The 17,523-nt window shown below is 39.1% G+C and carries 16 protein-coding genes; 15 read left to right on the top strand and 1 reads right to left on the bottom strand.

The genetic code is table 11. The features are described 5' to 3' along the window. Nucleotides 1-23 precede the first annotated feature (23 nt). From glgB to ACESNQ_RS01655, 6 genes are all read left to right on the top strand, one after another. Complete coding sequence (gene glgB, locus ACESNQ_RS01680) at nucleotides 24-1,952, top strand: 1,4-alpha-glucan branching protein GlgB (RefSeq protein ID WP_074324143.1); 1,929 nt, start codon at nucleotides 24-26, stop codon at nucleotides 1,950-1,952. Then, complete coding sequence (locus ACESNQ_RS01675; RefSeq protein ID WP_004253502.1) at nucleotides 1,942-3,084, top strand: glucose-1-phosphate adenylyltransferase; 1,143 nt, start codon at nucleotides 1,942-1,944, stop codon at nucleotides 3,082-3,084. The genes glgB and ACESNQ_RS01675 overlap by 11 nt, the downstream gene beginning before the upstream one ends. Next, nucleotides 3,074-4,213 carry a glucose-1-phosphate adenylyltransferase subunit GlgD gene (glgD, locus tag ACESNQ_RS01670; protein WP_373074505.1) on the top strand — a complete coding sequence of 380 codons (1,140 nt, stop codon included), beginning with the start codon at nucleotides 3,074-3,076 and terminating at the stop codon, nucleotides 4,211-4,213. Before ACESNQ_RS01675 ends, glgD begins: the two co-directional genes overlap by 11 nt. Beyond that, nucleotides 4,210-5,643, top strand: coding sequence for a glycogen synthase GlgA (glgA, locus tag ACESNQ_RS01665; RefSeq protein WP_373074503.1), 1,434 nt, complete (start codon nucleotides 4,210-4,212; stop codon nucleotides 5,641-5,643). The genes glgD and glgA overlap by 4 nt, the downstream gene beginning before the upstream one ends. Before the next feature lie 62 nt (nucleotides 5,644-5,705). Next, nucleotides 5,706-6,347 (top strand): phosphoserine phosphatase SerB, encoded by a 642-nt coding sequence (gene serB / locus ACESNQ_RS01660; RefSeq protein ID WP_373074501.1) that lies wholly within the window; start codon nucleotides 5,706-5,708, stop codon nucleotides 6,345-6,347. Nucleotides 6,348-6,365: 18 nt separating this feature from the next. Continuing rightward, nucleotides 6,366-7,475 (top strand): glycerate kinase, encoded by a 1,110-nt coding sequence (locus ACESNQ_RS01655; RefSeq protein WP_373074499.1) that lies wholly within the window; start codon nucleotides 6,366-6,368, stop codon nucleotides 7,473-7,475. A 2-nt stretch (nucleotides 7,476-7,477) separates the two neighbouring features. On the opposite strand, the gene ACESNQ_RS01650 is transcribed toward ACESNQ_RS01655, so the two are convergent. After that, nucleotides 7,478-7,921, bottom strand: coding sequence for a DUF1694 domain-containing protein (locus ACESNQ_RS01650; protein ID WP_036757561.1), 444 nt, complete (start codon nucleotides 7,919-7,921; stop codon nucleotides 7,478-7,480). Nucleotides 7,922-8,084: 163 nt separating this feature from the next. Here ACESNQ_RS01650 and eno point away from each other — a divergent pair, with 163 nt between their 5' ends. The 9 genes from eno (at nucleotide 8,085) to lepA (ending at nucleotide 17,509) form a co-directional block, all read left to right on the top strand. Beyond that, entirely contained in the window at nucleotides 8,085-9,389 is a 1,305-nt protein-coding gene (gene eno, locus ACESNQ_RS01645; RefSeq protein ID WP_225750274.1) for a surface-displayed alpha-enolase, read from the top strand. Nucleotides 9,390-9,566: 177 nt separating this feature from the next. Continuing rightward, nucleotides 9,567-10,907 (top strand): exodeoxyribonuclease VII large subunit, encoded by a 1,341-nt coding sequence (gene xseA / locus ACESNQ_RS01640; protein WP_373074496.1) that lies wholly within the window; start codon nucleotides 9,567-9,569, stop codon nucleotides 10,905-10,907. Then, a complete protein-coding gene (locus ACESNQ_RS01635) occupies nucleotides 10,885-11,097 on the top strand; it encodes an exodeoxyribonuclease VII small subunit (RefSeq protein ID WP_004253516.1) in 213 nt (70 codons plus the stop codon). Before xseA ends, ACESNQ_RS01635 begins: the two co-directional genes overlap by 23 nt. Next, nucleotides 11,094-11,969 (top strand): polyprenyl synthetase family protein, encoded by an 876-nt coding sequence (locus ACESNQ_RS01630; RefSeq protein ID WP_373074494.1) that lies wholly within the window; start codon nucleotides 11,094-11,096, stop codon nucleotides 11,967-11,969. Before ACESNQ_RS01635 ends, ACESNQ_RS01630 begins: the two co-directional genes overlap by 4 nt. Continuing rightward, on the top strand, nucleotides 11,962-12,777 hold the full coding sequence (locus tag ACESNQ_RS01625) for a TlyA family RNA methyltransferase (RefSeq protein ID WP_373074492.1): 816 nt from the start codon (nucleotides 11,962-11,964) through the stop codon (nucleotides 12,775-12,777). The genes ACESNQ_RS01630 and ACESNQ_RS01625 overlap by 8 nt, the downstream gene beginning before the upstream one ends. Continuing rightward, entirely contained in the window at nucleotides 12,770-13,201 is a 432-nt protein-coding gene (locus ACESNQ_RS01620) for an arginine repressor (RefSeq protein ID WP_373074490.1), read from the top strand. The genes ACESNQ_RS01625 and ACESNQ_RS01620 overlap by 8 nt, the downstream gene beginning before the upstream one ends. A 6-nt stretch (nucleotides 13,202-13,207) precedes the next feature. Continuing rightward, nucleotides 13,208-14,875, top strand: coding sequence for a DNA repair protein RecN (recN, locus tag ACESNQ_RS01615; protein WP_373074488.1), 1,668 nt, complete (start codon nucleotides 13,208-13,210; stop codon nucleotides 14,873-14,875). Beyond that, complete coding sequence (locus tag ACESNQ_RS01610) at nucleotides 14,876-15,604, top strand: metallophosphoesterase family protein (protein WP_373074486.1); 729 nt, start codon at nucleotides 14,876-14,878, stop codon at nucleotides 15,602-15,604. Between the two features lie 81 nt (nucleotides 15,605-15,685). After that, nucleotides 15,686-17,509 (top strand): translation elongation factor 4, encoded by a 1,824-nt coding sequence (gene lepA, locus ACESNQ_RS01605; RefSeq protein ID WP_373074484.1) that lies wholly within the window; start codon nucleotides 15,686-15,688, stop codon nucleotides 17,507-17,509. Nucleotides 17,510-17,523: the final 14 nt, after the last annotated feature.

Below are 17,523 nucleotides of genomic sequence, written 5' to 3'. Positions count from 1 at the left end.
GCTTACAATATAAAGGGGGATTTATGGATACATTAGAAGCTTTAAGAACTTTTACAACAGGCGAAAATTTCCATCTTCAGCACTATTTGGGCGCACATCGTGAGGAGAAAGACGGGGAATGGGGTTACACATTCCGTGTTTGGGCTCCGAATGCGCAGGCTGTTCATCTAGTCGGTGATTTCACGAATTGGGTTGAAAATCAAATCCCTATGGTTCGAAACGAATCTGGAGTTTGGGAAGTTTTTACAACTTTTGCCCAAGAAGGTCAGATTTATAAATATCATATCACACGGGCTAACGGTCATCAGCTTATGAAGATTGATCCTTTAGCTGTTCGGTATGAAGCACGTCCAGGAACAGGGGCTGTGTTAACAGAAATTCCAGAAAAGAAATGGAAGGATGGACTTTGGTTAGCTCGTAGAAAACGTTTGGGATTCTTCGAAAGACCAGTTAATATTTACGAAGCACACGCTGGTTCCTGGAAACGAAATCCAGATGGAACTCCATATAGTTTTGCTCAATTAAAAGAAGAGTTGATTCCTTACTTAGTTGAAATGAACTACACTCATATAGAGTTTATGCCTTTGATGGCTCACCCGCTAGGTTTAAGTTGGGGCTATCAACTTATGGGATATTTCGGTTTAGAACATTCTTACGGAAGACCAGAAGAGTTTCAAGACTTTGTTGAGGAGTGTCATTTAAACAATATCGGTGTTATCGTTGACTGGGTTCCAGGTCACTTTACAATCAATGATGATGCCTTAGCCTACTATGATGGAACTCCGACTTTTGAATATCAAGACCATAACAAAGCTCATAACTATGGTTGGGGTGCATTAAACTTCGACTTAGGTAAAAACGAAGTACAATCTTTCCTAATTTCTAGCATTAAGTTCTGGATTGATTTTTATCATTTAGATGGTATCCGTGTAGATGCCGTAAGTAATATCCTTTATCTTGATTATGATAATGCACCTTGGACACCAAATAAAGACGGTGGAAATCTTAACTACGAAGGCTATTATTTCCTTCAGCGTTTAAATACTGTTATTAAGCTAGCTCACCCTGATGTCATGATGATTGCAGAAGAAAGCTCTTCGGCAACTAAAATAACAGGTCCGAAAGAGATGGGTGGTCTTGGATTTGACTACAAGTGGAACATGGGATGGATGAATGATATCTTACGTTTCTACGAAGAAGATCCAATTTACCGCAAGTATGATTTTAACCTTGTAACCTTCAGTTTTATGTATGTCTTTAATGAAAATTATCTCCTACCATTCTCACATGATGAGGTTGTACATGGTAAGAAGAGTATGATGCATAAGATGTGGGGGGATCGTTACAATCAATTTGCAGGCCTTAGAAACCTTTATACTTATCAAATTTGCCACCCTGGTAAGAAATTGCTCTTTATGGGTAGCGAATTCGGTCAATTCTTAGAGTGGAAATCAGAAGAGCAATTAGAATGGTCAAACCTTGAAGATCCAATGAATGCCAAGATGAAATACTTCACATCTCAGTTGAATCAACTTTATAAGGACCACCGTTGTCTTTGGGAAATTGATACAAGCTATGATGGAATTGAAATTATCGATGCAGATAATAGAGATCAGAGTGTTCTTTCCTTTATTCGTAAAGGAAAGAAAGGCGAGATGCTAGTCTGTGTCTTTAATATGGCACCAGTCGAACGACCTGATTTCACAATTGGACTGCCAGTTGCAGGTGTGTATGAAGAAATTTGGAATACAGAGTTGGAACAATGGGGAGGTGTTTGGAAAGAACACAACCAAACTGTTCAAACTCAAGAAGGGTTATGGAAGGATTATGAGCAGACATTGACCTTTACTTTGCCAGCTATGGGGGCAAGTATCTGGAAAATCAAACGTCGCTTGAAACCCGCTAAAAAAGAATCAAATAAATCTCAAAAAGGAGTAGAAAATGAAGAATGAAATGCTAGCTTTAATCCTTGCCGGTGGGCAAGGAACTCGACTCGGTAAACTCACTCAAAGCATTGCAAAACCTGCTGTTCAATTTGGTGGGCGCTATCGTATCATTGACTTTGCTCTTTCTAACTGTGCCAACTCTGGTATCCACAATGTTGGGGTTATCACACAGTATCAACCACTAGCTCTCAACAGCCACATTGGTAATGGTTCTAGTTGGGGTCTTGATGTAATTGATTCAGGTGTTTCTATCCTTCAACCTTACTCTGCAAGTGAAGGAAATCGTTGGTTTGAAGGTACAAGTCATGCGATTTACCAAAATATTGACTATATCGATAGCATTAACCCTGAGTATGTTTTGATTCTTTCAGGAGACCATATCTACAAGATGGACTATGATGATATGCTCCAATCACACAAGGATAACAATGCCAGCTTGACAGTAGCTGTCTTGGATGTACCACTAAAAGAAGCTAGTCGTTTCGGTATCATGAATACAGATGCTAATAATCGCATTGTTGAATTCGAAGAAAAACCTGCCCAACCAAAATCAACCAAGGCATCAATGGGGATTTATATCTTTGACTGGAAACGACTTCGCAACATGCTAGTTGCTGCTGAAAAGGCTAACCTAGATATGTCTGACTTCGGTAAGAATGTTATTCCTAATTATCTTGAGACAGGTGAAAGTGTCTATGCTTATGAGTTCAATGGATACTGGAAGGATGTTGGTACAATCGAATCTCTTTGGGAAGCAAATATGGAATACATCTCTCCAGAAAATGCTCTAGATAGCCGAAATCGTCAATGGAAAATTTATTCTCGTAACCTTATCGCTCCACCAAACTACCTTGGAGAATTTGCTCAAGTAGAAGACTCTCTAGTAGTAGATGGATGTTACGTGAATGGTACTGTAAAACATTCCATTCTTTCTACAGCTGCTCAAGTTCGTAAGGGAGCAGAAGTTGTTGATTCTGTCATCATGAGTGGAGCAGTTATCGGTAGAGGTGCTAAAATTACACGTGCAATCATCGGTGAAGGTGCAATTATTGCCGATGGTGTAGAAATTGATGGTACAGAAGAAGTACAAGTAGTCGGATATAACGAAGTAGTGGGGGTAGCAACAGATGAAGATTGATAAATATTCAGCGATTTTAGGAAATACCGTTGGTTTCCATGATATGTCAACCTTGACAAGTAACCGTCCAGTGGCAAGTTTGCCATTTGGAGGAAAGTATCGTTTGATTGACTTCCCACTCTCAAGTTTAGCAAATGCTGGTGTTCGAAGTGTCTTTGGAATCTTCCAACAAGATAACATCAGCTCTGTATTTGACCACATTCGTTCAGGACGTGAATGGGGCTTGAATACCCTTCTTAGCCACTACTATCTTGGAATCTACAATACTCGTGTGGAAAGTAGTACTGTTGGTAAAGAGTATTATCAACAACTCTTGACTTATTTAAAACGTTCTGGATCTAACCAAACGGTTTCCTTGAACTGTGACGTTTTGGTAAATATTGATCTTACTCAGGTTTTCCATTTGCATAATACTACAAAATCTCCTATTACGGTTGTTTATAAGAAACTACCTAAAAAGGATATTTCAGAAGTAAATGCTATCCTAGATATTGATGAAACTGACCATGTGCTTTCTCACAAGCTCTTTGATAAAAAATCAGACCAAAATCTTTACAATATGTCTACCGATATCTTTGTCGTTGATACCCCATGGTTGATTGAACGTCTAGAAGAAGAATCTCAGAAAGAACATCCAGAAAAACTTCGCTATGTTCTTCGTGATTTGGCAGCTAAAGAAGGTGCTTTTGCTTACGAGTATACTGGTTATTTGGCAAATATTCATTCTGTAGAAACCTACTACCAAGCCAATATTGATATGCTTGATCAGCATAAATTCTACTCTTTGTTCTCTCCAAATCAAAAGATTCATACAAAGGTGAAAAACGAAGAACCAACTTATTATGCACCTGGTTGTGAAGTAAATACTTCGCAGTTTGCTTCTGGTAGTATTGTCGAAGGTAAAGTTGTTCGTTCAGTTATTTCTCGTAATGTTCAAATTCATAAAGATAGCTTAGTTAAAGAATCTATTGTTTTCCCTCGTGTTGTCATTGGTGAAGGCGCTCAAGTTGAGTATGCAATTATTGATAAGGGTGCTGAAGTAGCTGATGGAGTTGTTATTCGTGGTACAGCAGAAAATCCTGTTGTCATCAAAAAAGGTGAAAAAATAACAGAGGACATTCTTTCATGAAAATTTTATTTGTAGCAGCTGAAGGAGCCCCTTTCTCTAAAACAGGTGGCTTAGGAGATGTTATCGGGGCTCTTCCAAAATCATTAGTTAAAGCTGGTCATGAAGTTGCTGTTATCCTGCCATACTATGACATGGTGGAAGCCAAGTTTGGTGATCAAATTGAAGATGTTCTTCAATTTGAAGTATACGTTGGTTGGCGTAGACAATTTTGTGGCATTAAGAAGACTGTTTTAAATGGTGTTACCTTCTACTTTATTGACAACCAGTATTATTTCTTCCGTGGTCATGTGTATGGTGATTTCGATGACGGTGAACGCTTTGCTTTCTTCCAACTTGCGGCTCTGGAGGCTATGGAGCGTATTGGATTTATTCCTGATGTTCTTCATGCTCATGATTATCATACAGCTATGATTCCTTTCTTGTTGAAGGAAAAATACAGATGGATCCAAGACTATCAAAACATTAAGACTGTCTTAACGATCCATAATTTGGAATTCCAAGGGCAATTCTCTGAAGGTATGCTTTGGGATTTGTTCCGAGTTGGATTTGAGCGCTATGCAGATGGTACAGTTCGCTGGAATGACTGCCTGAACTGGATGAAGGCTGGTATCCTCTATGCAGATCGTGTATCTACTGTATCGCCAAGCTATGCTTATGAAATCATGACAACAGAGTTTGGATGTGGTTTGGATCAAATTCTTCGAATGGAGTCTGGTAAGGTTTCTGGTATTGTAAATGGAATCGATACGGATCTTTATAATCCAGAGACGGATCCTTTGTTGGATTACCATTTTAACAAGTCTGATCTATCAGGAAAAGCTCAGAATAAAGCTAAACTTCAAGAAAAAGTTGGTCTTCCAGTTCGTCCCGATGTTCCAATGATTGGTATTGTGTCGCGTTTGACAAGACAGAAAGGTTTTGATGTCGTTGTTGAAGGTTTGCATCGCATGCTTCAAGAAGATGTTCAAATTGTTCTCTTGGGTACAGGTGATCCTGGTTTTGAACAAGCCTTCTCATGGTTTGGTCAAGTATTCCCAGATAAACTTTCTGCCAATATTACCTTTGATGTGAAACTAGCACAAGAAATTTATGCAGCCTGTGATATTTTCCTTATGCCAAGTCGTTTTGAACCTTGTGGACTTTCTCAAATGATGGCTATGCGTTATGGAACATTACCACTTGTTCATGAGGTAGGCGGGTTGAGAGATACTGTTCAACCGTTTAATCCAATTGAAGGAACGGGTACAGGATTTAGTTTTGACAACTTGATGTCATACTGGCTTAACTGGGCTCTTCAAACTGCTTTGGATGTCTATTATAATCATCCAGATGTTTGGAAGAAACTTCAAGTCCAAGCTATGGAATGTGACTTCTCTTGGGATACAGCTTGTCAGTCTTATCTTGATTTGTATCACAGCTTAGCAAATTAAATAAATAAAATCGTATGATGCTTTCATACGATTTTTTGAGATGATGAAAGTATGGGGAATAAATGAATAAAGCTAGAGGTCTCTGTGTGCTCGATGTAGATGGAACTTTGATAGAAGAAGAGGTTATTGATTTATTAGGGAAAGAGGCAGAGTGCGAAGAAGAAGTAGCCCTGCTAACAGCTCAAGCTATGAGAGGAGAATTAGACTTTGAAGCAAGTTTAAAAAGACGTGTTAACCTTCTTAAAGGTCTCTCTATCAATGTTTTCGATAAGATTTATCATGAACTTCACCTTAGTAAAAACGCTGCCCGGTTTATTAAAGTTCTTCAAGAAAATCAGATAGAAGTCGGTTTAGTATCAGGCGGATTTACCACTATTGTAGAAAGATTAGCAAAAGATTTAGGGATTTCATTATATACTGCTAATCAACTGGAAATCAAAGATGGACATTTAACTGGCAATCTAATTGGTCCTATTATAAGCAGAGAAGTTAAAGAAGAAAGACTTATAAGGTGGGCTAAAGAATTACAAGTGCCATTTGATAGAACGATTGCAATCGGTGATGGAGCTAATGACTTAAAAATGCTTAAAAGTGCAGGACTTGGAATAGCCTTTTGTGCCAAGGATATTGTGAAAAAGGAAATAAATTTTCAGGTAGATGAGAGAGATTTTGGGAAAGTTTTGGAAATGATAGACTTCCTTTAGATAGAAAGAGGAATCAAAATGAAAGTTGTTATCGCGCCGGACTCTTTCAAAGAGAGTCTTCCTGCAAACGAAGTAGCAGAAGCTATAAAAAGAGGATTTAAAAGGGTGATACCGGATGCTGAATGTCTACTTTTACCTGTTGGTGATGGAGGTGAAGGAACAGTAGACGCCATTAAAAGTTCTCTAGGTTTGGAAGAAAAAAGAGTCCAGGTAACTGGACCTTTTGGTGATGAGGTTTTGATGTCTTACTTTCAAAAAAGAGAATTAGCTCTATTTGAAGTTGCAAATTTAGTAGGTCTTGCTAAAATTCCTTTTGAAAAACGAAATCCTCTAGAGATTCAAACAAAGGGAATTGGTCAACTTATTCTTCATTTGATAGAACAAGGAATCAAAGATATCTACGTTGGTGTCGGTGGTACGGCTAGTAACGATGGTGGAATTGGAATTGCTGCAGGACTCGGATATCAATTTTATGATGAAAATGGAATTGAACTGGAGGCTTGTGGCCAGTCCTTGTTTGAAATTAGTCATATTTCGATAGATAAAGCCTCATCTGTTCCTGCAGATGTTCGTATCAAAATTTTAGCGGATGTGTCCAATCCTCTCTGTGGACCTCATGGAGCCACCTATACATTTGGAAAACAAAAAGGATTAAACCCTGCTAATTTCCAAGACGTTGATATTGCTATTGAAAACTTTTATGGTAAAGTCGCACCTGAAATATCAAAATTAGAGGGTGCTGGAGCTGGCGGTGGAATTGCAGCTGGCTTGTGTGCCTTCGCTGGAGCAGAGATTGTATCTGGTATTCAAACTTGTTTGGATTTGATAAACTTCGATCAAAAAGTTACTGATACAGACCTAGTTATCGTTGGTGAAGGTAGGTTGGATACTCAAAGTTTGGCTGGCAAGGCGCCAATCGGAGTAGCAAAAAGAACACCAAATGGTGTTCCAGTTATTGCTATTTGTGGTAGTTTATCAGAGGATTTACCACCCTTACCATTTGAGAATATAGTCGCAGCTTTTTCCATACTAGAAAAAAGCGAACCGTTAGCAGAGAGTCTAAAAAAAGCAGCTGTTTATCTAGAAGATACAGCTGCAAGTATCGCACGAATCATGTCTTTGAGATAGAGTTAACCAAACCATTTTTTCCAGAGAGAAGTAGGAGCTTTCGTCTCTTTCTCTTGCCACAAGTCTGAAAAGGCCTTTCTGAGGTCTTTTTCACTTGTTTGAACCGGAACATCGCTATGGATAACCAGTCCGAAAGGAGAAGAGTTATGATCTTCAGAAACGATGGTTGCTTGGCAGTCAGCACCTTTGGCTTGTTTTAAATAATAGACCTGTTTTTCAAATACTACTTGAGGAGAAATCTTGACAAACAGAGGTTCAGTTTCTTTTTTTAAAGTCTCCAAAATAGTCAAAAAACCTTTTTGAAATTTGTCATCATTCGCAGTAGCGAGTTCAGCGTAGCCAAGAACACGTTCTTCAAAGGTACCAAGAAAACGTCTTTGTTCGTCTGGATTTAATTTAAGCCCGCCATGAGCTTTTTCTAATATTTGTTTTGATACATCAGTCATAAATATAGTATATCATAAAAGTCTATAGATAAGGCGGAAAAGAAAGCGATTACTTAATAAACTTAAGGAAAATTTGCACAAAGATAACGTTTTTTCTTGAAAAAGGTATCTTTTTGATGTATCATAGAGGTGTAAAATAATTTAACTCAAAGGAGAGTAAAAAATGTCAATTATTACTGATGTTTACGCTCGCGAAGTCCTAGACTCACGCGGTAACCCAACACTTGAAGTAGAAGTTTATACTGAATCAGGTGCTTTCGGACGTGGTATGGTTCCATCAGGAGCTTCTACTGGTGAACACGAAGCAGTTGAACTTCGCGACGGTGACAAATCTCGTTACGGTGGTCTTGGTACACAAAAAGCTGTTGACAACGTAAATAACATCATTGCTGAAGCTATTATCGGCTACGATGTACGTGATCAACAAGCTATCGACCGTGCTATGATCGCTCTTGACGGTACTCCTAACAAAGGTAAATTGGGTGCAAACGCAATCCTTGGTGTGTCAATCGCTGTAGCTCGCGCTGCTGCTGACTACCTTGAAATCCCACTTTACAGCTACCTTGGTGGATTCAACACTAAAGTTCTTCCAACTCCAATGATGAACATCATCAATGGTGGATCTCACTCAGATGCTCCAATCGCTTTCCAAGAATTCATGATTGTACCTGCTGGTGCACCTACATTCAAAGAAGCTCTTCGTTGGGGTGCTGAAATCTTCCACGCACTTAAGAAAATCCTTAAATCACGTGGTTTGGAAACTGCCGTAGGTGACGAAGGTGGATTCGCTCCTCGTTTCGACGGAACTGAAGATGGTGTAGAAACAATCCTTGCTGCTATCGAAGCTGCTGGTTATGTTCCAGGTAAAGATGTATTTATCGGATTTGACTGTGCATCATCAGAATTCTACGATAAAGAACGCAAAGTTTACGATTACACTAAATTCGAAGGTGAAGGAGCTGCTGTCCGCACTGCTGCTGAACAAATCGACTACCTTGAAGAATTGGTAAACAAATACCCAATCATCACTATCGAAGATGGTATGGACGAAAACGACTGGGACGGTTGGAAAGCTCTTACTGAACGTCTTGGTGGTAAAGTTCAATTGGTTGGTGACGACTTCTTCGTAACAAACACTGACTACCTTTCACGTGGTATCGAAGAAGGTGCTGCTAACTCAATCCTTATCAAAGTTAACCAAATCGGTACTCTTACTGAAACATTCGACGCTATCGAAATGGCGAAAGAAGCTGGTTACACTGCCGTTGTATCACACCGTTCAGGTGAAACTGAAGATTCAACAATCGCTGACATCGCAGTTGCAACAAACGCAGGACAAATCAAGACTGGTTCACTTTCACGTACAGACCGTATCGCTAAATACAACCAATTGCTTCGTATCGAAGATCAACTTGGTGAAGTAGCTGAATACCGTGGATTGAAATCATTCTACAACCTTAAAAAATAATCTAGTTCAGTGAACTAATGAAAGCCCTTGGATTTTTCCGAGGGCTTTTGTATATTATTAGACAAGCTCAAAGAAATCCAGTCTTGTTTTCGTATTCTAGAGGTGAAAAGAGAGATTTTTAAACGTTTTTTTGGTATAATAATACCCAGGAAAAACTAGAGAAAGAAGGAGGTTGAGATGGAAAAGTATTTGTCGGTAACAACTTTGACTAAGTATCTGAAAATGAAATTCGATAAAGACCCATACTTGGAGAGGGTCTATTTAACTGGTCAGGTTTCTAACTTCCGGAAGCGTCCAACTCATCAATATTTTTCTCTAAAAGATGATCGTGCTGTAATCCAAGCGACTATTTGGTCAGGTATTTATCAGAAACTAGGTTTTGATTTGGAAGAAGGGATGAAGATCAATGTTATCGGTCGTGTCCAAGTCTATGAACCAAGTGGGAGCTACTCTATCATTATTGAAAAGGCAGAGCCTGATGGTGTAGGGGCTCTTGCGATTCAGTTCGAACAATTAAAAAAGAAATTATCAGAAGAAGGCCTTTTTCAAGAACGCTTTAAACAAGCAATCCCTCAGTTTGCAAAACGCATCGGGGTTGTGACTAGTCGTAGTGGTGCTGTTATACAGGATATTATTACTACCGTTAGCAGACGTTTCCCAGGGGTTAAGATTGTTTTATATCCTACCAAGGTTCAAGGCGAAGGGGCAGCAGAGGAGATTGCCCGTAACATTGCTAGAGCTAATGGACGAGAAGACTTGGATGTTCTGATCATTGGTCGTGGTGGTGGATCAATTGAGGATCTTTGGGCTTTTAACGAAGAGATTGTAGTGCGTTCTATTTTTGAATCACGGCTACCCATCATTTCAAGTGTGGGCCACGAAACAGATGTAACCTTGGCTGATTTTGTTGCCGACAAGAGAGCAGCAACACCAACTGCTGCAGCAGAGTTAGCTACACCTGTGACTAAGTTAGATCTTCTGACCTACCTTAAAAATCAAGAGAAACGAATGGCTACTGCTGTACAAAATACTTTATCAAAGAAAAAAGAAGCCTTGAGAGGGCTTAGTCAATCAGTCATTTTCAGGCAACCAGAGCGTTTATATGATGGATATCTGCAACGCTTGGATCAGTTAATGCTTCGACTGAAGCAGGGATTGAATGGTGAGTTAGTTAGAAATCAACAGAAGGTTCAAGCTCAAATTCACCGTTTGGAGCAATTATCGCCAAATGTCAAGATTCAGCGCTACCAAGATCGTATTCAACAACTACATAAATTAATGCGTAGCCAGATGGCTGTGATCTATGATGCCAAGGTTGCTGAAGTAAAACGTTTGTCAGAAGCTCTACTCATGTTAGATACGAGTCGTATCGTAGCAAGGGGTTATGCGATTGTTAAAAAAGAGGATACCGTGGTATCTTCAGCAAATGATTTGAAAAAAAATGACCAGGTGATGCTGATGATGCGAGATGGTCAAGTAGATTTAGAGGTTAAAGATGTCAAAACAGAAGAAATTTGAAGATAATTTAGCAGAGCTTGAGACTATTGTTCAGAGTTTAGAAAATGGTGAAATTGCTTTAGAAGATGCTATTACTGCATTTCAAAAAGGAATGGTTCTTTCAAAAGAATTGCAAGCAACACTTGATAAAGCAGAAAAGACCTTGGTTAAAGTTATGCAAGAAGATGGAACAGAAAGCGAACTTCTATGAACAAGCAAGAAAAATTAGCTTTGGTTGAATCAGCTCTTGAGGAGTTTTATGGAGACCAGCAATTAGCTGCTAATCTCAGAGAAGCTGTTCTCTATTCTATTCATGCAGGTGGTAAACGAATTCGTCCTTATCTGCTTTTAGAAGTTTTGGAATCTTTGCAGGTGCCAATCACTATAGCTCATGCCCAGGTTGCAGCAGCCCTTGAGATGATTCACACAGGAAGCTTAATTCATGATGATCTTCCGGCTATGGATGATGATGATTTTCGTCGTGGGCGTTTAACCAACCATAAGAAGTTTGGTGAAGCACTAGCAATTTTAGCAGGAGATGCCCTCTTTTTAGATCCTTATGCTTTGATAGCGCAAGCAGACTTGCCAAACGAAATTAAGGTAGATTTAATAGCTTCTTTGTCCCTTTCTTCTGGAAGCATGGGGATGGTCGCTGGCCAAGTTTTGGATATGGAAGGTGAAGGTAAACATTTAAACCTAGAAGAACTTCAGACCATCCATGCTAATAAAACTGGTAAACTCTTAGCCTTCCCTTTTCAAGCGGCAGGAGTTATTGCAGGATTGGATGAAAATCTTCAAAAACAGTTGAAAACAGTTGGAGAGCTGATTGGACTTGCTTTTCAAGTGAGAGATGATATCCTTGATGTTACTGCTAGTTTTGAGGAAATTGGTAAAACACCACAAAAAGATTTGCAAGCTGAGAAATCAACCTATCCTGCTTTGTTAGGATTGGATGAGGCAAAAGCTTTTTGTAACCGAACTTTGGATCATGCTAATGAAAAATTAGACGTGATTAGCCAATTAGTCGACTTTGATAAAGAACCAATTGTAAAAATAGTAGAAAGTTTGAGAATCAATGCCTAAGGAAAGAGTAGATGTACTTGCCTACAAACAAGGTTTATTTGAAACAAGAGAACAGGCTAAGCGGGGCGTAATGGCTGGGTTAGTGATTGCAGTCCTAAATGGTGAGCGTTTTGATAAACCAGGAGAAAAAATTCCTGATGATACTGAATTAAAACTCAAGGGTGAGAAACTCAAGTATGTTAGCCGTGGTGGCTTGAAACTTGAGAAAGCTTTAGAAAAATTTGAAATATCAGTTGAAGGCAAAACGACCATTGATATTGGAGCTTCAACAGGAGGCTTTACGGATGTCATGCTTCAAAATGGTGCAAAACTGGTTTATGCCGTTGATGTTGGGACCAATCAGCTTGCCTGGAAATTGCGTCAGGATTCACGTGTTGTCAGCATGGAACAATTTAACTTTCGTTATGCTGAAAAGAATGACTTTGAAGAAGAGCCAAGTTTCGCAAGTATCGACGTGAGTTTTATTTCTTTGAGTCTCATTTTACCAGCTCTACATAGAGTCTTGGAAGACCAAGGGGAAGTTGTTGCACTTATAAAACCACAGTTTGAAGCAGGACGAGAACAGATTGGTAAAAATGGAATTATCAGAGATGCCAAAGTTCACCAAAATGTTTTAGAATCAGTTACTAAAATGGCAGTTGATGAAGGATTCTCAGTCTTAGGATTGGATTTCTCTCCTATTCAAGGTGGACATGGGAATATTGAGTTTCTTGCTTATTTACGTAAAGAAGAACATGCAAGCAACCAAGTAGTTTCTGAAATAGAAAATGTAGTAGAGAAAGCACATAGAGAGTTTAAAGATGAATAAAAAAGAAAGACTTGAAAAGATTAGAAGATTTGTGACTGATTATCAAATCGGCACACAAGAAGAAATCGTTGAACACTTGAGAGAAGCAGGCATCTCTGCTACTCAAGCAACTGTTTCACGTGATATCAAAGAATTAGGGATTGTAAAAATTCCTTTGAAAGACAATACATATGTCTATGAATTACCAAAGTCAGTAGTTAAAAGTTTACAGTTAGCTGAGAACAATATCGAAAGTTTTGAAAGAATGGGTAATCTCATCAACTTAGATGTCATTCCTGGTAATACAATTTTTGTAAAAAGTCAATTGACTCAAACATTTTCGAATATGATTTTTAGCTGTTTAGCAGATGATAACTCAATTTTAATTGTGGCGCGAACTGAAGAAGCAGCTATAGAGATTGTTGAACAAGTTAAAAAGTGGTAGGACCTTATGTTACTTGAAATTTCAATTAAAAACTTTGCCATCATTGAGGCTATTTCACTTAATTTTGAGAAGGGAATGACAGTTCTGACTGGGGAAACCGGTGCTGGGAAGTCTATCATCATCGATGCTATGAATATGATGCTGGGAGCCAGAGCTACAACGGACGTTATTCGTCATGGTGCTCCTAAGGCTGAAATCGAAGGTCTTTTCTCGGTTGAGAACAGTCATGCTTTGCAAATGATTTTTGATGAGCAAGGAATAGAGCTAGGCGATGAAATCATCATCCGTCGTGAAATTTTACAAAACGGGCGTAGTGTAAGTCGTGTCAATGGACAGATGGTTAATCTATCTGTTCTTCGCTCAATTGGACAGTATCTTGTTGATATCCATGGCCAACATGATCAAGAAGAGTTAATGCGTCCCCAATTGCATATTCAGATGCTTGATGGGTTTGGTGATGCAGATTTTCTGGAACTGAAGAAAGCCTATCAGACAAACTTTGATGCTTATCGTAAAATGCGCAAGCAACTTCTTGAGATTAAGAAAAATCAAGAAGAGCACAAGGCTCGTATTGAAATGTTGGAATTTCAGATGGCTGAAATTGAATCTGCGTCCTTACAGCCAGGTGAAGATCTCAAACTAAACCAAGAACGAGATAAACTTTTAAATCATAAAAATATTGCTGATACGCTGACTAATGCTTATACAATGTTAGATAATGAAGAATTTTCAAGTCTAGCTAATGTGCGTTCAGCTATGAATGATATGGAAAGTTTAGAAGACTATGATGTAGAATATCGTGAAATTTCTACTTCCTTATCTGAATCTTATTATGTTCTAGAAGATGTTACTAAACGTTTAGAGGATATTATTGAAAGTCTTGATTTCGATGGTAATCGTCTAATGCAGATTGAAAGCCGTTTAGATCTCATTCACGCCATTACACGTAAGTATGGTGGGAATGTTGACGATGTCTTGATGTACTTTGCTAAAATCACAGAAGAATACAACCTTCTGACTGGCAATAACTTATCTTCAGATGATATGGAAGCAGAACTCAAAAAGTTGGAAGTAAGTCTAGTTGACTTAGCAACTAATCTTGCATCTGCTCGACATAATTTAGCTCAACAATTAGAAACTGAGATTCAGCAAGAACTCAAAGACCTTTATATGGACAAGGCTCGATTTCAGGTTCAATTTACTAAAGGTAAGTTTACTCGTGAAGGAAATGAAAGTGTTGAATTTTACATCTCCACCAACCCTGGAGAAGACTTTAAACCATTGGTTAAAGTAGCTTCTGGAGGAGAGTTGTCTCGCCTCATGTTGGCGATTAAGTCTGCTTTTTCTCGTAAGGAAGGTAAGACCAGTATTGTATTTGATGAAGTGGACACAGGAGTTTCAGGTCGTGTAGCCCAAGCAATCGCTCAAAAGATTCATAAGATTGGTCAGAATGGTCAAGTATTAGCTATATCTCATCTTCCTCAAGTCATTGCGATCGCAGATTATCAGTTCTTTATTGAAAAGATTAGTAATGACCATTCAACTGTTTCAACAGTTCGCTTGTTGACAGTTGAAGAAAGGGTGGAAGAAGTTGCTAAAATGTTGGCTGGTGAAAATGTGACTGAAGCGGCACTTAGTCAAGCGAGAGAATTGTTGCAAAGTAAGGAGAAATAAATGACAGACTATTATGTAATTGGAGATGTTCACGGAAAAGCAGGAATGCTTGAAGACCTTCTAAAAACATGGGATGGTAAGACTCAATTACTCTTTCTTGGAGATTTGATTGATAGAGGAGAAGATAGTCGACGTGTCCTTGAAATGGTTAAGGATTTGGTTGATAATCAAGGAGCAATTTGCATTTCAGGAAATCACGAGTACATGTTTTTAACTTGGTTGGATAATCCTGAAGAAAGCTATGACCACTATCGTCGTAATGGTGGGGATACAACTATTAATTCTATTTTGGGGCGTCCACTGGATGCACCAGTAGATGGAGTAGCAGATGCTAAGCGTGTTGAATCGGAAGCAGCCGACTTAGTAGAATTTATCCGTCAAATGCCTTTTGTCATTGAAACGGATCAGTATATCTTTGTTCATGCTGGAATTGATCTAACCTTGGATGATTGGCATGAAACTACAGATTACAAGAAAGTCTGGCTCAGAAAACCATTCCATGAAGCAGTTAATCATACAGGGAAAACAATTGTCTTTGGGCATACACCAGTCTATGGACTTTTGGAACAAAAACCAGGAACTGCAGAACTTTGGATGACAGAAGATGGGAAAATCGGGATGGATGGAGGAGCCGTTTACGGCGGTGTCCTTCATGGTATTGTCTTTACTGATCAAGGCATGATCGAACACTATTTCATCGAAAATGACGGCTTTGTTGCTGAAGATTAATACTCTCTACAGGGTATTATGGTCTTGTCAAAAACATAAAAACAATTTATAATTAATAGATACCCTGAAAGGAAGAGAATCTTGAATTTAGAAGAATTGAAAAAACGTCAGGAGAAGATCCGAAACTTTTCCATTATCGCTCACATTGACCATGGGAAGTCAACATTGGCGGACCGTATTTTGGAGGCTACAGAGACGGTTTCTAGTCGTGAAATGCAAGCTCAGCTTCTTGATAGTATGGACCTAGAGAGAGAGCGTGGGATTACTATCAAACTGAATGCCATCGAGCTTAATTATACTGCCAAAGACGGCGAGACCTATATTTTCCACCTGATTGACACACCAGGACACGTGGACTTCACTTATGAGGTATCACGTTCTCTAGCTGCCTGCGAGGGAGCAATTTTGGTTGTTGATGCCGCCCAAGGAATTGAAGCTCAAACACTAGCAAATGTATACCTAGCCTTAGATAATGATTTGGAGATCCTTCCAGTTATCAATAAGATTGACTTACCTGCTGCAGATCCGGAGCGCGTGCGTACAGAGATTGAAGATGTCATTGGTCTAGACGCTAGCGAAGCAGTCTTAGCATCAGCTAAAGCAGGTATCGGTATCGAAGATATTTTAGAGCAAATTGTCGAAAAAGTCCCTGCCCCAACAGGAGACGTATCAGCACCATTAAAAGCCTTGATTTTTGACTCAGTTTATGATGCTTATCGTGGTGTTATCCTTCAAGTCCGTGTTATGGACGGGGTTGTTAAACCAGGTGATAAGATTCAGCTCATGAGTAATGGTAAGACCTTTGATGTTACCGAAGTGGGAATCTTCACACCTAAAGCAGTAGGACGTGATTTCCTAGCAACAGGTGATGTTGGTTATATTGCGGCATCTATCAAGACTGTTCAGGACACTCGTGTCGGTGATACTGTTACCTTGGCGACAAATCCTGCATCATATCCACTATCTGGATACAAACAGATGAATCCGATGGTCTTTGCTGGTCTTTATCCAATCGAGTCGAATAAATACAACGATCTTCGTGAAGCCCTTGAAAAATTGCAGTTAAACGATGCCAGCTTGCAGTTTGAACCTGAAACTTCTCAAGCTCTTGGTTTTGGTTTCCGTTGTGGCTTCCTTGGCCTTCTTCATATGGATGTTATCCAGGAACGTTTGGAGCGTGAGTTTAACATCGACCTTATCATGACTGCACCATCCGTTATCTACAAGGTTAATCAGACAGATGGTGAATCTATGGATGTATCAAACCCATCTGAGTTTCCTGATCCTACAAAGATTGCGACCATTGAAGAACCGTATGTAAAGGCACAAATCATGGTACCACAAGAATTCGTTGGAGCAGTAATGGAACTAGCTCAACGCAAACGTGGTGACTTTGTGACGATGGATTATATTGATGATAATCGTGTCAATGTTATCTATCAAATCCCACTAGCTGAAATTGTCTTTGATTTCTTTGATAAGCTCAAATCTTCAACACGTGGTTACGCAAGTTTTGACTATGAATTGTCAGAGTATCGACCATCTAAGCTGGTGAAAATGGATATCCTTCTCAATGGAGATAAGGTGGACGCTCTTAGCTTTATCGTTCATAAGGACTTTGCTTATGAACGTGGAAAACTAATTGTTGATAAGCTTAAGAAAATTATTCCACGTCAACAGTTTGAAGTGCCAATTCAAGCAGCTATTGGACATAAGATTGTCGCGCGTACAGATATTAAAGCTCTTCGTAAGAACGTTCTTGCCAAGTGTTATGGTGGTGACGTTTCTCGTAAACGTAAACTTCTTGAAAAACAAAAGGCTGGTAAAAAGCGCATGAAAGCTATTGGATCAGTAGAAGTTCCTCAAGAAGCCTTCCTTAGCGTTTTGAGTATGGATGAAGAATAATTGATTCCTAATAC

The organism is Streptococcus infantis (assembly GCF_964243025.1).
Lineage (GTDB): Bacteria > Bacillota > Bacilli > Lactobacillales > Streptococcaceae > Streptococcus > Streptococcus infantis_N.
This window is presented reverse-complemented; position numbering and strand designations above follow the sequence as displayed.

Coding starts and splice junctions, on each gene's coding strand:
- ACESNQ_RS01675 (WP_004253502.1), top strand. CDS start 1,942: ATGAAGAATGAAATGCTAGCTTTAATCCTTGCCGGTGGGCAAGGAACT.
- ACESNQ_RS01625 (WP_373074492.1), top strand. CDS start 11,962: ATGCCTAAGGAAAGAGTAGATGTACTTGCCTACAAACAAGGTTTATTT.
- glgD (WP_373074505.1), top strand. CDS start 3,074: ATGAAGATTGATAAATATTCAGCGATTTTAGGAAATACCGTTGGTTTC.
- ACESNQ_RS01630 (WP_373074494.1), top strand. CDS start 11,094: ATGAACAAGCAAGAAAAATTAGCTTTGGTTGAATCAGCTCTTGAGGAG.
- ACESNQ_RS01620 (WP_373074490.1), top strand. CDS start 12,770: ATGAATAAAAAAGAAAGACTTGAAAAGATTAGAAGATTTGTGACTGAT.
- recN (WP_373074488.1), top strand. CDS start 13,208: ATGTTACTTGAAATTTCAATTAAAAACTTTGCCATCATTGAGGCTATT.
- ACESNQ_RS01635 (WP_004253516.1), top strand. CDS start 10,885: ATGTCAAAACAGAAGAAATTTGAAGATAATTTAGCAGAGCTTGAGACT.
- glgA (WP_373074503.1), top strand. CDS start 4,210: ATGAAAATTTTATTTGTAGCAGCTGAAGGAGCCCCTTTCTCTAAAACA.
- ACESNQ_RS01655 (WP_373074499.1), top strand. CDS start 6,366: ATGAAAGTTGTTATCGCGCCGGACTCTTTCAAAGAGAGTCTTCCTGCA.
- xseA (WP_373074496.1), top strand. CDS start 9,567: ATGGAAAAGTATTTGTCGGTAACAACTTTGACTAAGTATCTGAAAATG.
- glgB (WP_074324143.1), top strand. CDS start 24: ATGGATACATTAGAAGCTTTAAGAACTTTTACAACAGGCGAAAATTTC.
- ACESNQ_RS01610 (WP_373074486.1), top strand. CDS start 14,876: ATGACAGACTATTATGTAATTGGAGATGTTCACGGAAAAGCAGGAATG.
- ACESNQ_RS01650 (WP_036757561.1), bottom strand. CDS start 7,921: ATGACTGATGTATCAAAACAAATATTAGAAAAAGCTCATGGCGGGCTT.
- eno (WP_225750274.1), top strand. CDS start 8,085: ATGTCAATTATTACTGATGTTTACGCTCGCGAAGTCCTAGACTCACGC.
- serB (WP_373074501.1), top strand. CDS start 5,706: ATGAATAAAGCTAGAGGTCTCTGTGTGCTCGATGTAGATGGAACTTTG.